Origin of the sequence: Bacillus sp. ISL-35 (assembly GCF_018613355.1) — a bacterium.
Lineage (GTDB): Bacteria > Bacillota > Bacilli > Bacillales > Cytobacillaceae > Mesobacillus.
Genome location: NZ_JAGGQK010000006.1, coordinates 155,219 through 168,420, shown reverse-complemented (window position 1 = coordinate 168,420; position 13,202 = coordinate 155,219). Strand labels below are relative to the sequence as shown.

The 13,202-nt window shown below is 40.1% G+C and carries 14 protein-coding genes and 1 pseudogene; 3 read left to right on the top strand and 12 right to left on the bottom strand.

Annotated features, from left to right (window positions below):
- Window position 1 precedes the first annotated feature (1 nt).
- Both J7E38_RS10215 and J7E38_RS10210 read right to left on the bottom strand, forming a co-directional pair.
- Window positions 2-694, bottom strand: coding sequence for a response regulator transcription factor (locus tag J7E38_RS10215; protein WP_214705647.1), 693 nt, complete (start codon window positions 692-694; stop codon window positions 2-4).
- A gap of 140 nt (window positions 695-834) precedes the next feature.
- Window positions 835-1,041 carry a ChaB family protein gene (locus J7E38_RS10210; RefSeq protein ID WP_214705646.1) on the bottom strand — a complete coding sequence of 69 codons (207 nt, stop codon included), beginning with the start codon at window positions 1,039-1,041 and terminating at the stop codon, window positions 835-837.
- A gap of 189 nt (window positions 1,042-1,230) precedes the next feature.
- On the opposite strand from J7E38_RS10210, the gene J7E38_RS10205 reads away from it, so the two are divergent.
- On the top strand, window positions 1,231-2,067 hold the full coding sequence (locus J7E38_RS10205; protein ID WP_214705645.1) for a DUF1206 domain-containing protein: 837 nt from the start codon (window positions 1,231-1,233) through the stop codon (window positions 2,065-2,067).
- 183 nt (window positions 2,068-2,250) lie between these two features.
- Here the strand turns inward: J7E38_RS10205 and J7E38_RS10200 are convergent, their stop codons facing one another.
- From J7E38_RS10200 to J7E38_RS10185, 4 genes are all read right to left on the bottom strand, one after another.
- A complete protein-coding gene (locus J7E38_RS10200; RefSeq protein WP_215038426.1) occupies window positions 2,251-3,903 on the bottom strand; it encodes an FAD-binding dehydrogenase in 1,653 nt (550 codons plus the stop codon).
- A gap of 298 nt (window positions 3,904-4,201) precedes the next feature.
- Complete coding sequence (locus tag J7E38_RS10195; protein WP_214705643.1) at window positions 4,202-4,684, bottom strand: hypothetical protein; 483 nt, start codon at window positions 4,682-4,684, stop codon at window positions 4,202-4,204.
- A complete protein-coding gene (locus tag J7E38_RS10190; protein WP_214705642.1) occupies window positions 4,681-5,259 on the bottom strand; it encodes an AAA family ATPase in 579 nt (192 codons plus the stop codon). The genes J7E38_RS10195 and J7E38_RS10190 overlap by 4 nt, the downstream gene beginning before the upstream one ends.
- A gap of 40 nt (window positions 5,260-5,299) precedes the next feature.
- Window positions 5,300-5,740 (bottom strand): DUF4362 domain-containing protein, encoded by a 441-nt coding sequence (locus tag J7E38_RS10185; RefSeq protein ID WP_214705641.1) that lies wholly within the window; start codon window positions 5,738-5,740, stop codon window positions 5,300-5,302.
- Between the two features lie 150 nt (window positions 5,741-5,890).
- Here J7E38_RS10185 and J7E38_RS10180 point away from each other — a divergent pair, with 150 nt between their 5' ends.
- Window positions 5,891-6,616, top strand: a complete 726-nt coding sequence (locus J7E38_RS10180; RefSeq protein ID WP_214705640.1) for a hypothetical protein — start codon at window positions 5,891-5,893, stop codon at window positions 6,614-6,616.
- A 781-nt stretch (window positions 6,617-7,397) separates the two neighbouring features.
- Complete coding sequence (locus J7E38_RS10175) at window positions 7,398-7,838, top strand: cell wall hydrolase (RefSeq protein WP_214705639.1); 441 nt, start codon at window positions 7,398-7,400, stop codon at window positions 7,836-7,838.
- Between the two features lie 87 nt (window positions 7,839-7,925).
- On the opposite strand, the gene J7E38_RS10170 is transcribed toward J7E38_RS10175, so the two are convergent.
- From J7E38_RS10170 to J7E38_RS10145, 6 genes and pseudogenes are all read right to left on the bottom strand, one after another.
- Complete coding sequence (locus tag J7E38_RS10170; RefSeq protein ID WP_214705638.1) at window positions 7,926-8,684, bottom strand: SDR family NAD(P)-dependent oxidoreductase; 759 nt, start codon at window positions 8,682-8,684, stop codon at window positions 7,926-7,928.
- 56 nt (window positions 8,685-8,740) lie between these two features.
- Window positions 8,741-9,424, bottom strand: a complete 684-nt coding sequence (locus tag J7E38_RS10165; protein WP_214705637.1) for a type 1 glutamine amidotransferase domain-containing protein — start codon at window positions 9,422-9,424, stop codon at window positions 8,741-8,743.
- 108 nt (window positions 9,425-9,532) lie between these two features.
- On the bottom strand, window positions 9,533-10,315 hold the full coding sequence (locus J7E38_RS10160; RefSeq protein WP_214705636.1) for an aminoglycoside 6-adenylyltransferase: 783 nt from the start codon (window positions 10,313-10,315) through the stop codon (window positions 9,533-9,535).
- 234 nt (window positions 10,316-10,549) lie between these two features.
- A pseudogene (locus J7E38_RS10155) lies at window positions 10,550-11,074 on the bottom strand (GNAT family N-acetyltransferase).
- Between the two features lie 61 nt (window positions 11,075-11,135).
- Window positions 11,136-12,107 (bottom strand): sigma-70 family RNA polymerase sigma factor, encoded by a 972-nt coding sequence (locus J7E38_RS10150; RefSeq protein WP_214705635.1) that lies wholly within the window; start codon window positions 12,105-12,107, stop codon window positions 11,136-11,138.
- Window positions 12,108-12,209: 102 nt separating this feature from the next.
- On the bottom strand, window positions 12,210-13,022 hold the full coding sequence (locus J7E38_RS10145) for an aminoglycoside adenylyltransferase domain-containing protein (RefSeq protein WP_214705634.1): 813 nt from the start codon (window positions 13,020-13,022) through the stop codon (window positions 12,210-12,212).
- Window positions 13,023-13,202 lie beyond the last annotated feature (180 nt).

Below are 13,202 nucleotides of genomic sequence, written 5' to 3'. Positions count from 1 at the left end.
TTCATTCACCCGCTGGATACTTAAGCATATATCCAACTCCTCTTTTGCTTTTAATCAAATCCTTCAAGCCGAGTTCTGACAGTGTTTGTTTGATTCTTGTCATATTGACGGTTAACGTATTGTCATCGACAAACCGAACAGAATCCCAAACTTCTTCAATCAACTCTTCCCTGGAGACAAAGGAACTCTCATTCTCCATCAATTTTTTCAGCAGCTTAAAAATGTTTTTGGAAAGCTCGACCTTCATTTCCTTATATTCAAGTGTCATTGTTTTCTCCACCAGGCAAAGCCGACCGACACATGTGTTTTTCTCGTCAATGACAGCATATTCCCCATACACTCTGCGAATGGTCGCTTTGACCTTGGAATGGAGCATATCGAATGTAAATGGCTTTGTGATAAAATCATCCGCTCCCATTTCAATCGCCAAAATTTGATCCATCTCCTGACTGCGCGCCGAAATCATCAGAATGGGCACAGTCGATTTTTGTCTGATACTCCTGCATAAAAAATAACCATCATAGTATGGAAGATTAATATCCAATAAAACCAAGTCAGGTTTGATCGTCAAAAACTCTTCTTCTATACGGGCAAAATGTTGAGGAAGCAATACCTCATAGCCATATCGCTCCAAATTCTCCTTAATCAGTTCACACAGCTGAGGGTCATCCTCTATAAGCATGATTTTGTACATAAAAAAACTCCTCTCACTACCTCAGTATAATTAAATCAGCAGATTTTTCCATAAAAAAATGACGTATGCCAGTGCATACGCCAACTTATCTATTCAAGTTTTGCCCAATAGATTAATATATTTGAGTGAACTTGTCACTTCTAATCCTCTTCTTTCTTCACCCAATCACCATCATCATTCTTCTCATAATCATTTTTCACCGCGCTCCAGGCGACTTTAAAGGCTGTTTCTTCTTCATCATATTGCTCTGAAGCTGAATTGAAAGCTTCCTTGAAGATTTCCTGCGCGTGGTGCGGCAGGTTATCTTTCACTGAATCTGGCAGTTCTTTTAGAGATTTGTAAGGCATTTGAATACCTCCTTAAATTACTGGATTTAGCTTTCTTTTTCCCTCACTGTAAAAAATAAAACAATTTGCTTTTACATACCAGCGACTAAACAATTCAGGTAAACCATTCCACAGTGCCGCTGGTTTCCTTTTAACCTAAAGGGGGAACATTTTAAGTAATAAGAGAATAATAGAGGAAGTGTTCGTTATATGAATTCACCGTCGACTGCAGAAGTTAGAAATAAAGTTAGAGAAATGAAACCGTGGGTGCGCCGATTTGGGCGTTTCGGCTTTGTTGCCAAGGGGCTAGTTTATGGGATGGTTGGAGTACTTGCTGCACTGGCCGCATTTGGACCAAAAGGAGATACAACGGGAACATCGGGAGCCTTGCAATCAATCGCTGCAATCCCATTTGGTGAAATTGCACTATGGTTTATTGGAATTGGCCTGATCGGTTATATTTTATGGGAGTTTATTATCGCGATAAAGGACCCTGAAAATGAAGGGACTGATCCTAAAGGGCTGGTCAAAAGGACAGGATATTTTATTAGTGGGTTGATTTATGCGAATCTAGCTTACGGCGCAATCAAATTAGCCAGCAACACCGGTTCCGCTGGCGGAGACAATTCAGAGAAAGCGATTTCCGCAAAGTTAATGGAACAGCCATTTGGCGAATGGCTGGTTGGCATAGTAGGAGCGATTATTATTGGCTATGGAGTTTATGAACTGTATAGCGGGACAAAAGAAAAATTCATGTCGAAATTCAAGACCTACGAAATGGATGATAAAGAACGCAAAATTGCTGTTGTGTCAGGCAAAATCGGGCTAATATCCAGAGGGATTGTCCTGAGCATGGTCGGATTTTTCTTCATCCGTACGGCATACACCAATAATCCAAACGAATCCAAAGGACTCGGCGGTGCCTTAACCGAGCTGGCAAACCAGCCATTTGGCCAAGTGATGCTCGCAATCGTTGCCATTGGGCTGATATTATACGGAATCTATCAAATTATTCGAGGGCGATATCAGCATATGAATTTTGGATGAGATAAAGTGAATTTCATTAAAATTGGAGAAATGATCAAAAATATTAGTGATAACATACCGATGCAAATAGCAAACCAAAGAACGCTAGGACTTTAATCTCCTGGCGTTCTCTTTTTGTTCAGACATACAAAGGTTTTATTTCTTGAACAAACTATGATTATTTATTCCTAAAATATGATGTTACTATAATTCTGACGCAATCGCTCTACCTGCTACGCGGCCTGTAAAAAGGCAGCCGCCCAAAAAAGTTCCTTCAAGTGAGCGATATCCATGTACTCCCCCGCCGCCAAATCCGGAAACTTCACCCGCAGCATACAATCCTTGAATTGGATCTCCAGAAGAATTCAAGACTTTTCCCGATAAATCTGTTTGTAAGCCTCCCAAGGTTTTCCTGCTGAGGATATTCAAACGGACTGCAATTAAAGGGCCGTTTTTGGGATCCAGGAGTTTGTGCGGTGATGCCGCCCGGATTAATTTATCACCAAGGTAATTACGCGCGCCGCGCATAGAGGTTATTTGCAGGTCCTTTGTAAATGTATTATCGATTTCACGGTCTCTTGCTTCAATTTGTACTTTAATATGTTCCATATTCAACAGGTTTTCGCCTGTTAGTTTATTCATGCCTGAAACTAGGTCGGCCAAATTATCGGCAACAATAAAATCTTCGCCTTTTTCCATAAAAGCTTTTACTGGAGCTGGAACACTTTGTAACGCCCTTCCAATTACTTTACGAATGCTTTTTCCTGTTAGATCAGGATTTTGTTCTGAGCCTGAAAGCGCAAATTCCTTTTCAATAATCTTGTGCGTCAGAATAAACCAGGAATAATCATAGCCAGTCTTTTTGATTGCATCAAGGGTTCCTAATGTATCAAAACCCGGAAAATTTGGTGCCTGGAACCGTTTTCCTGTCGCATCGAGCCAGATGGAGGATGGTCCAGGAAGGATTCGTATTCCATGGTTGCTCCATATAGGATTCCAATTCTTAAGTCCTTCAGTGTAGTGCCACATGCGATCGCGGTTCACGATGCGCCCTCCTGCTTCCTCCGTAATTGCCAGCATCCTGCCGTCAACATGGGCAGGTACACCTATAACCATTTCCTTGGGAGGTTCGCCAAGCCGGCTTGGCCAGTTTTTACGCACCAAGTCAAGGTTGCCGCCAATCCCTCCGCTTGTCACCAGTACCGCCTGGGATCGATATTCAAAGCTGCCGACTACTTCCCTGCTGCTATCCTCTCCGCGAGCTGCTGTACTTTGTACAAGAACGGAACCGCTAACCCCAACAACCGCCCCACTATTTGTGATAAGCTGATCTACCCTGTGGCGTGGAAGAAACTTTACTAGTCCGTTTTTAATATGTTCACGAACCCTACGTTCAAATGGGGCAACAATGCCAGGACCGGTTCCCCAGACGATATGAAACCGTGGCACAGAGTTTCCATGTCCATCAGCGAGATAACCGCCTCGTTCCGCCCAGCCAACAACCGGGAAGAATCGGACACCCATTTCTTTTAACCAGGCTCGTTTTTCCCCCGCAGCAAAATCAACGTAGGCTTCAGCCCATTTTCTGCCCCAATAATCCTCATTTTCTTCCCGGTCAAACCCCGCGGTTCCCAGCCAGTCCTGCCATGCGAGTTCCTTAGAATCTTTTATTCCCATCCGCCGCTGTTCTGGTGAATCAATCAGGAACAATCCGCCAAACGACCAGAATGCCTGGCCACCCATTGACGCTTCCGGCTCCTGATCCAAAAGCAAGACCTTTTTACCCGCATCAGCCATTTCAGCTGTAGCTACAAGACCGGCAAGTCCTGCTCCGACAACAATTACATCGAAATCCACGTTTCTTTCCCCCACTCATTTACCTTTTAAATTTTCTGATAATTGTAATATATCATATTTGATTCGATTTGGTATATTTCTAGATAATGAGTTCCCGGTACACGTTTTAGTATTGAAAAGTTCTTTTTACAACAGTTAATTTTGAAATAGTAATAACAAAACAAAAAGCAGAAGAATGTTTAATTTATTCTTCTGCTTTGTTTAAGTTGAAAATCAATTGAGCCTATTTCGCCACACTAATCCTAATTGCTTTCTTCAAAGCACCAGAACTACTTACGAGATCTAACACTTATTTTCACTAGTCCCCATACTTTTCATCCCACTTCGCCCGCCATTCTCCATACTCCTCATCCAGAAACTCTTCAACTGTAAGTCCATCAAGAGAATATGGCGACCCCGCTATACCTTTTCCAATGGGAAAAGATGTTCCACCGCTAATTTCATCGTTAAAAATAAAAACACGTATTTCAACTTTGCTGGAAAAACCGATTTGAGGTCCGTAAATTTTGCCAAGTGGATGATTCTTAACAATGAATACTTCCTGTGTTATTTCCTTTCCGATATAAGGATCCGGTTTCACTCGCTGGACCGCCCACACCATATCGTAAGGTTTATTCAGTAAATCCTCCTTTTGGAAAGTGAATGATTGCTTCCCCTCATATGACTTAATGGAGTACCCTTTATCTTCAAGATATTGTTTAGCTAATTCAGCATTCCCATCCAATCGGGGGCCGCAACCCGACAGTAAAAAGAGAAACATAAAGATGAGAATTTTCTTCATAAGTACTCCCCCGCACTTTTGGCAATATGTAAAATTTTCTGAATAACAGTCTGGGTATCTTTGCTATCTTTTATCACATATAAAAAGTCTGCTTCATCTTTCGTTGGATCGATGACATCCTCCTTTAAAGAATCTTCCCGCTGGTTATCTAATACGTCCATAAAACTGGAATAGTTTCCGCGGAAAATATCTTTACTGCGTCGACTTAGTGCTATACGTTCTTCGAGAATATTGTCTGGGATATCAAAGTGGACCAGGATGCGAGTGAAACTTCTTGGCGGAAACAATTCTTCAAGCAGGTAAGACCGGCCTTTTCGACTGCGATTAGAATTGCATATGATAAGATGATGATTCGTGTGCTCAATTGTATATTGAACAATCAGTTTTGAAATTGCATGTTTGAGTGTATTGGGGCCATCTTTCGGCTGGAGTTTTTTATAATATGTATTAATAAATTCGGCATGACTGTCCTGGTCCATTACAATGGAGTGATACAGCTCTTTCTCAAGATCCCTTGCAAAAGTTGTTTTACCACTATGGGTTTTGCCAACTGTTATGACAACTAATCTTTTCATCCAGCGCCCCTCTTTCAGAAAGCTTGGGTGTCCAGGCTTTTTATTTTTTTTCGACAAGGAGAACCGTTTTTTCTCCATCACCGTTGTTACAGCCTTCTAGCACATACTCAGTTTGATCTCCTAGCACTTTTTCAACAACCCTTTCGCATGTGGACTGTTCAATACTTCCATATCCGAATCCATCCCTTGTAGAATCATAGGTTGATTGAATGTTTTCACCGTCAAAAACCAAATCATGTAGCATAGGGGCTCCCTCTGTGGTATGGGTGACTACCCTGATTTCGCTTTTTTGTCCTTGCTTGACACGATTCAAAAAAGAGTAAAATACTTCAAGGTTTGTCATCTCGCCTTGGATGTCGACCACATCATCCTCCGACTGAATATAATCTTGCGGTATCTCTTTTATTTCAGGCAGAGTTTGTTCGTCCTTCTGGCAGCCTGAACCCATAAAAAGAATAAAAATCATCGCTATTTTTTTCACGCTATCGCCCTTTCTTTAAAACCAAGATACTTAGTTAAATATTACCATTTCCTTTCCGTTATGAGTATCTAATATTGAAATTAAATGTGTTCCCCCGAAGGTGATTGGGTAATCTGATTGTATGATTACTAAGCAAAGGTGTGTTTGAGAGTGAAGAATAAGTTATACTCAGAAATCGCTGTCCCAATCGAGGCACCATTTGGATTCATGCCAGGAAAAGATTCGGAGCGGGATTTTACTTTTGATACAGAGAATCGCTTTAGGAATTACCTTCTAAAAAAAGACGGACAAACCTATGATGTTTGTCTCGATGACCAGGGACAATGGTACTTTTTCAGTTCAATGGAATGCAATACGCTAGACGAATTGAAGCTCTCCAGGCAGATTTTTCGTCCACCCTATTTAAAAGACGAGCATCTTGAACTTGTTGATATAATGGAAAAACTGGAGATTAGACCATTTTATGAGGGACATGATAAAGCATACGGCCATGTGTTATCACTTGTGGATGATCTTGATACCGTTTCTGCCTTTAACCAGGCCCGGCTTGCCAATTACGATGGCACCGATGACCCGACGATCATAAAGAAAATTCATTTCATTGAGAATGAATACAAAGGAGAAAGAACTCGCTTCATCTCCGGCTTTGAAACTCGCTCATTCGCGACTGTCACAGAGAACGAATTTTACGCAAAAGAAATCCACCTTAAAGGTAATGCACGCACTTATTTGAAACTATTCATTTATTTCACACGATACGGCAGACTGCCATCCCAGCAAATGATGCCGAGATTCCTAGGGAACCTCTGGGCATCAACACAAAGCTTGAATAACTCCGCAAACCCTGCCCTTTTTAAAGATGAAGAGGTTGAGTGACAGGGATTTGTGATTTTTACGTATATCAGCTGTAGGTGGCTTACAGTTCACTTGGTCTTCAATAGAAGCATAAATACTGTTGCAAAAAGTGGTTCAGCTAGCTTGGTTTTATTTGTGACCCGTAATTCCTTTACTACTTCAATTTCGATCGAGGCTCGGCTCTGGCTGCGACCGTAATTTCTTCCATTTTTCATTTTCGGTCGCAACCTTGCTTTGTCTGCGACCGTATTTCTTTCACCTCTCTAATTTTGGGCGCAGCTTTGGTTAAGCTCCGATCGTATATCCTTCACTTCTTCATTTTCGGTCACAGCACTGCAGTTTCTCCAATCGTATTTCCTCTATTCTTCTTTTTCGGTCGCAGCCTTGCTTTGTCTGCGACCGTACTTCTTTCACCTCTCTAATTTTGGGCGCAGCTTTGGTTAAGCTCGGACCATATATCCTTCAATTCTTCATTTTCGGTCACAGCACTGCAGTTTCTCCAACCGTATTTCCTCTATTCTTCTTTTTCGGTCGCAACCCGACAGTTTCTCCGACCGTATTCCTTCACTTCTCCATTTTCGGTCGCAGCTCGGTTTTGCCTGTTACAGTATTTCTTTTTCTTTTTTTACAGTCACATGTTCGCCTGACTTAAGACCATAAAGATTCTAATACCAAAGGGTCATTTGCTGCCTTGCTGCAACTCAACATAAAATGCCTCTTTTATTCCATTTATCCTTCTATCCTGAACCCTTTAACATTATGACAGGCTGTTCCTAATATAATTTCTGTAGAGGTGATCAAAATGCCAAGGGTCAAGTATACGGACAGTGATGTTGCATTGGTGGCAAGGATGATGAGGGCGGAAGCCGAGGGTGAGGGTCAGCTGGGAATGCTGATGGTGGGCAATGTCGTTGTCAATCGGTTGGTATCCAATTGTCTTGACTTTAAAGATTTACGCTCTATCCGGTCTGTGATTTTCCAGATCCAGGGTGGGAATTATTCGTTTGAGGCTGTGCAAAAGGGAAATGTCTTTTATAACAGAGCAAGGAGTGTTGAAAAAAGATTGGCAAAGCAAACATTGGATTATTGGCGTCAACATCCTTCCAAGTTTGCTCTCTGGTATTTCAATCCGTACGCGCCATGTCCGCCGACTTGGTATGACCAGCCTTTTTCTGGACAGTTTAAACAGCATTGTTATTATGAACCAAAGGCAAATACCTGCGAAGGGGTTTATACCGGTTAGCAAAGCCCCCACATAATGTGGGGGTTGAGTTTTGTAAACTGCAACTAAAATAAGCCGGGAAAGACATTCCTTCCCCCGGCTTCCTCATTATTTTGTGTTCGTAAACCCGCCATCAATCCTGATTACTTCGCCATTGATATACTCAGCTTTGGATGTGAGCAGGAATGTGACCAGTTCGGCAACTTCTTCCGGCGTGCCGAGACGTCTTTGCGGAATTCCTTTTGTTGCATTTTCCTTCATGGCTGGATTTGCTTCATAAAAATCCTTGACCATTGGAGTCTCGGTTGGCCCAGGGGCAATTGCATTCACTCGCAGACCATCTTTTCCGTACTCTGCGACCATGCTCTTTGTTAATCCAACTATTCCATGCTTTGTAGCAGAATAGGTAACAACAGAGTCCTGCCCAATCACCCCTGCACTTGAAGAAGTGTTTACAATGGACCCTCCGCCATTCTTTAACATCACCTCGCCAACATAACGGACACCATAAAGGGCTCCTAAAAGATTAATTCCGACGATCTGCTGAATTTCTTCGATAGAAGAGTCCAGAAAATACGAACCGCTTCCCGAAATTCCTGCATTATTAAAGAAGTAATCGATCTTGCCGAAAGTTTCAACCGTTTGATCGACATATCTTTTCACGTCTTCTTGCTTAGAGACATCAGCCTTGATGAAAATCGCTTCCACACCGCGCTCTTTTAGCATTTCGACTGTTTCGTTCCCGCCTTTTTCACTGATATCAACGACTGCAATATTTACTTTTTCCTCAGCTAACCTAAGGGCGGTTGCCTGGCCTAGCCCACTGCCGCCACCAGTGATTATGGCCACTTTATTTTCATTTCCCATTTTTCCAATCCACTCCTTTTGTAACAGTTTGCCGATTTCTTCATTAAAAAATTCTGTTATTTCTTTCTCTTTTCAAGTGCCTTGACTAGCTCTTCTCCCATCAACTTTGAAGAAAACGGATCGCGGCTTGTAACGAGTTGCTCGTCTGCCCATACAGCATGCCCTGTTTTTTCCAGGTCACCCTGGTCATATTCGCTTATTTTTCTCATTTCCTGTTCCAAACTGAAAGGCAGGATGTCCAATAAACCTTCTGGCTCCATTTCGTCTGGATAACCGGTTACTTTTTTGGCTGCAATGAAGCTTTCCCCATTAGGACGCTTGGCGAATACAAGTGGTGCCGGACCATGGCATTCTGCTGCAACAATCCCGCCCGCATCTTGGATTTTGTTCATGATATTATGCAAGTCTTCATTCTTTGCAAGGTCATACATTGCACCATGCCCGCCGACCACAAGCACAACATCATATTCATCTGGATTCACATCAGAAAGCTTCATCGTATGATCCGCTTTGCCAGATTCGTAAAGTTCTTTATAAATGCCTTTTGGATCATAATCCTTACTTATACTCACCTTATCTATTTGAGGCTTGCCTCCAAGCGGGGATGCCATGTCAACCTGATGTCCCGCTTCCTCCAGAATCTGCATCGGAGCGAATAATTCCTCACCCCACCAGCCAGTTTCATAATTATTTTTTTCATCTTTATATCCACTTGATAATACTGCCAGTACTTTTGCCATTTTTAAAAACCTCCTCTTTTGATTCCAGAGTTTGTTTTCCCTATTTAAGTGTCCATTACTCTTTTAAAAATTTCCATTCAAAATAAAAACGCCCGGATATCCGAGCGTTTACGTAAATTGAACTTGTAAAAGACCATCTAATACTGAGTCCATAGAAAAAATCAAACTTTGTTCCACCGTGTTAATAAATAACTTTGTTAGTTTTTCCGAGGAAGACCTGATATTTTCAACAGTTGGTTCTCCCGAAAAGGTTGATAAATAACTCTCTATGAATTTCGGGTCCAAGCTGCTGTAAGCCTTAAATTGATGAAGTTTTTTATCTTCATTTAATGCCTGTACAATTAAGGTCAAATCCCTCATTTCCTCTAGCATTTTCAGTGCATAAACGAGGTTATTCCGCTTCAATTCTTTGTCTAAAGAACGCGCGCAATAAAAGAACTCAAACGGTACATCAATTCCTACATTATATTTGACTTGTTTGCTTAAAAAACGATCATTTTCCGCATTCATTTTCTCGGTTACCAATCCTGTTTTATCGACAAGCACCTTCCACAACTGTGATTTTACCGATAAAAATTCTCTTGGAACAATCGAAATGTTAAATTCCAGTCCGTTATGCATGATTGCGATCACCAGGAAAATATCTTTGCTGAACTGCTTATTTTTAATATATATAGGACCAAAGTCGCAGAGTGTTTCACGAACAAAATCTCTCGTGATTTCAGCGTCTGCGATTTCGTCTGTAGCAACCATTAAATCAATATCAGAGTATTCATCGTTATACCCAATTACTCCCGAGCCAATTTGAACAATGCCCTCAACTAAATTTGAAGATACCAATTCTCTTATAGTGCGATCAAAATAACTTTTTCTCTCTTCGATACTATACATTCTCTTATCCTCCCTGGCTCACTCACATGAAATTTTATACAATTTTAACATAATTACCTATATATCCAAGGAGCACATCTATATTAATTTTAAGGTTTTTCAAAACTCGATGAGCTCAATGAGGTACAAAAATGACGTGCAAACTGACATCAGTTTGATCACGCCATCTTGTCATTACTTCATTATTGAGTGTATAGGAAGAATGCTGCCGTAAAAAATTCTAACACATTTCTACTAATTCAAATCTGAAAACAACATTCCATACACCATGCTATCGGTCCATTCACCCTTATTCCAAAAATCTTTTTTGAAATGAGCTTCTTTTCTCATCCCTATTCGTTCACATAATTTTTGGGATGAATTATTTCTTGCGTCAAGAGTGGCTTGTATACGATGCACTTGAAACTCACTGAATAGCCACCTGACTAAGCTGCTCACCGCTTCTGTTGCATAGCCTTTTCCTGAGACTTCACTAGCAAAACAATATCCAATCTCAACCGAATCTTTCATACTTGTATACCATACAGATAAATCACCAATTACTTTAGTTTCATTGACTACTGCTAAACTTAACATTGTTCCTTTTGTGAGTGTATTATTTTTTAATTTTTTATCAAATTTCTCCCACTTATTTTCCTCTGTCCACTAATCATGTAAAAGATACTTACATGTATCCTCATCCTTATAAATGGCAAAAACATCTTGCAAGTCTTCACTGTTAAAAGGTCTAATTAATAATCTTTCCGTCCTGAACTCCAATATTAACCCTCCAAATCGGGTACAGCCATTTATACAATATTTGTATAAAAGAAAGAGATGTTTATTTATCAACTTTCGGTTTAGGTCTCCAATCGACTACAGGTTTCTCTAATTGAGGTGGAACATTCAGTTCTTCTGCGGCAGCAAATATAAATTCTTTGCAGAAATAAAAACTTCTGTGAAGCACAATTTTATCGTTCTCTACCTCTTGATACTGTATATCATGAATCATCCTAGTCCCATCTTCTGCTTCAGAAAAAACCACTATAACATTTCTACCCCAAAGCAAATGCTCCTCTGCTCGGAAGCCAGGAAGTCCATAACGCATAGAACCAGATCGCATTTCTTGTTTTGAAAATTCTTGAAATCCCAGTGGAGCCTCATTTTGTGCTTGTTCACTCATGAGTTCTAACACTTTATCAACGTCTCCCTCATTTAATGCTTTTAAATAAGATTGTATTATTGTGTTATTATCTGGTTTATCTAAGGAAGGAAAACGATTAGTTTTTTCTTGAATAGGATTGTCTGACAGTTGCTTGTACATTCTCCTTACGGTTGCATATACAGCACCTGGTGTTGTTTTAACCATCCCTGCGACTTCATTTGCGGTAAATGTAAAAACTTCTTTTAGGAGAAATACCGCGATTTGACGTGGATTAAATAATGCTAATAGATACTCTATAGCCTCTTCTGCATCAAAGCTTTCGGTATTATATTCTACCTCAACATCCTTTTCTTCCAGATGGCCTACAATACGCTTTTGTTTACGGCAATGATCAATCCATGTAGTTGTAGCTATTCTATAAAGATAAGACTTTGGATTAGTAGGATGCCAGCGTTGATAGATACTTCCAAATGCTTTGACCATCGTTTCCTGGAAGAGATCTTCGCCATCCCACGGTGATCCTGTTAAATAGCGACAATACCTCCATAACCCTTCTCTATATGCCTCAATCATTTGATTGAACTCAACCTTTAATTCCCGATTTTTCTCAGTAAAGGTTAACATGTTATTCTCGTCTGATTTTCCCATAGGTACCTCCTTTTAATTCATTCACTATGTATAACGAATGGGACATGGGAAATTATACGCATACAGAAAAAGTTTTTTCGATGCCATGTTTTAAAAGTGGCATTAACTTTTGACTAAGCTGTTATTACAGTATTTAATGAGAAATTTTGAGAATCTTATTGTTTGATCCAATTTCTCTAACTCTGTGCTAAAAATCTCTGTCTTTATACCTTTACGTATATTAATAGCTTCCTTTATTATATTGTGCCATTCCACTGGCGATTGGGTTAAACCATACTCACCAGCGTCCAACTTGGATACAACGTCATATTCCTTTATCGTATAGAGCTGGCGCAGTAACCCTAATACAGTCCACTCTATTTCAAAATCTATTTTTTCGCTCGGTAGATTTACCAGTTGGTCCATTGAAGCTTCAGCCATTTTAATCCTATTTGTCCAATAAGTATTCATGTTCCCAAGTACATACGAAGATAACTGTTGAGGTTGAACGTCAAAATGAAAATTTTCTAGCTCATCCCCTAAAATGGTGATTCCATTTCTTTTTAACACCCACCAGGTTATCGGATTAAAATTAAAGTAATCACCGAACCTAAGTTCACCATTGTTATAATAGGCGTATTTATCCTCATTTTGGAGTTTTCCTAAATCCTCGGGAAGTACATAGACTCCGTCCATTTCCGGCTTTTGATACTTATCTGCAATTGTTGTATGTATAAAAGTTAAAGCTTTTGAATCCTCTTCTGTAAAACGCCTTTTGGTCACTGTGATAAAATCGATGTCGCTTGAATCTTCGACGTATGCATTTAGGGCAATTGAACCGTGTACATATAACCCTTCGATCGTTCCAGGAAAATGTTTATTAAATAGATTTATATATTCAGTTAAAATTGTATCCACGACTTTGGGTATTCCCATCAATAAATCCCCTTTTAAAAAAATCTGTATTAATTACTTTTCTAAACTAAAAATATTATCATTAACATTTTAACATAAAATTCCAATGCTAATCAGATAACCCTTCCACAAGTAAAAAAAAGCGTGGAAAATTCCCACGCCATTTACTTAAACATTATTTATCAGAAAAGAATAGCTTAC

Coding starts and splice junctions, on each gene's coding strand:
- J7E38_RS10205 (WP_214705645.1), top strand. CDS start 1,231: ATGAATTCACCGTCGACTGCAGAAGTTAGAAATAAAGTTAGAGAAATG.
- J7E38_RS10210 (WP_214705646.1), bottom strand. CDS start 1,041: ATGCCTTACAAATCTCTAAAAGAACTGCCAGATTCAGTGAAAGATAAC.
- J7E38_RS10175 (WP_214705639.1), top strand. CDS start 7,398: ATGCCAAGGGTCAAGTATACGGACAGTGATGTTGCATTGGTGGCAAGG.
- J7E38_RS10160 (WP_214705636.1), bottom strand. CDS start 10,315: ATGTATAGTATCGAAGAGAGAAAAAGTTATTTTGATCGCACTATAAGA.
- J7E38_RS10195 (WP_214705643.1), bottom strand. CDS start 4,684: ATGAAGAAAATTCTCATCTTTATGTTTCTCTTTTTACTGTCGGGTTGC.
- J7E38_RS10165 (WP_214705637.1), bottom strand. CDS start 9,424: ATGGCAAAAGTACTGGCAGTATTATCAAGTGGATATAAAGATGAAAAA.
- J7E38_RS10190 (WP_214705642.1), bottom strand. CDS start 5,259: ATGAAAAGATTAGTTGTCATAACAGTTGGCAAAACCCATAGTGGTAAA.
- J7E38_RS10150 (WP_214705635.1), bottom strand. CDS start 12,107: ATGGGAAAATCAGACGAGAATAACATGTTAACCTTTACTGAGAAAAAT.
- J7E38_RS10215 (WP_214705647.1), bottom strand. CDS start 694: ATGTACAAAATCATGCTTATAGAGGATGACCCTCAGCTGTGTGAACTG.
- J7E38_RS10145 (WP_214705634.1), bottom strand. CDS start 13,022: ATGGGAATACCCAAAGTCGTGGATACAATTTTAACTGAATATATAAAT.
- J7E38_RS10170 (WP_214705638.1), bottom strand. CDS start 8,684: ATGGGAAATGAAAATAAAGTGGCCATAATCACTGGTGGCGGCAGTGGG.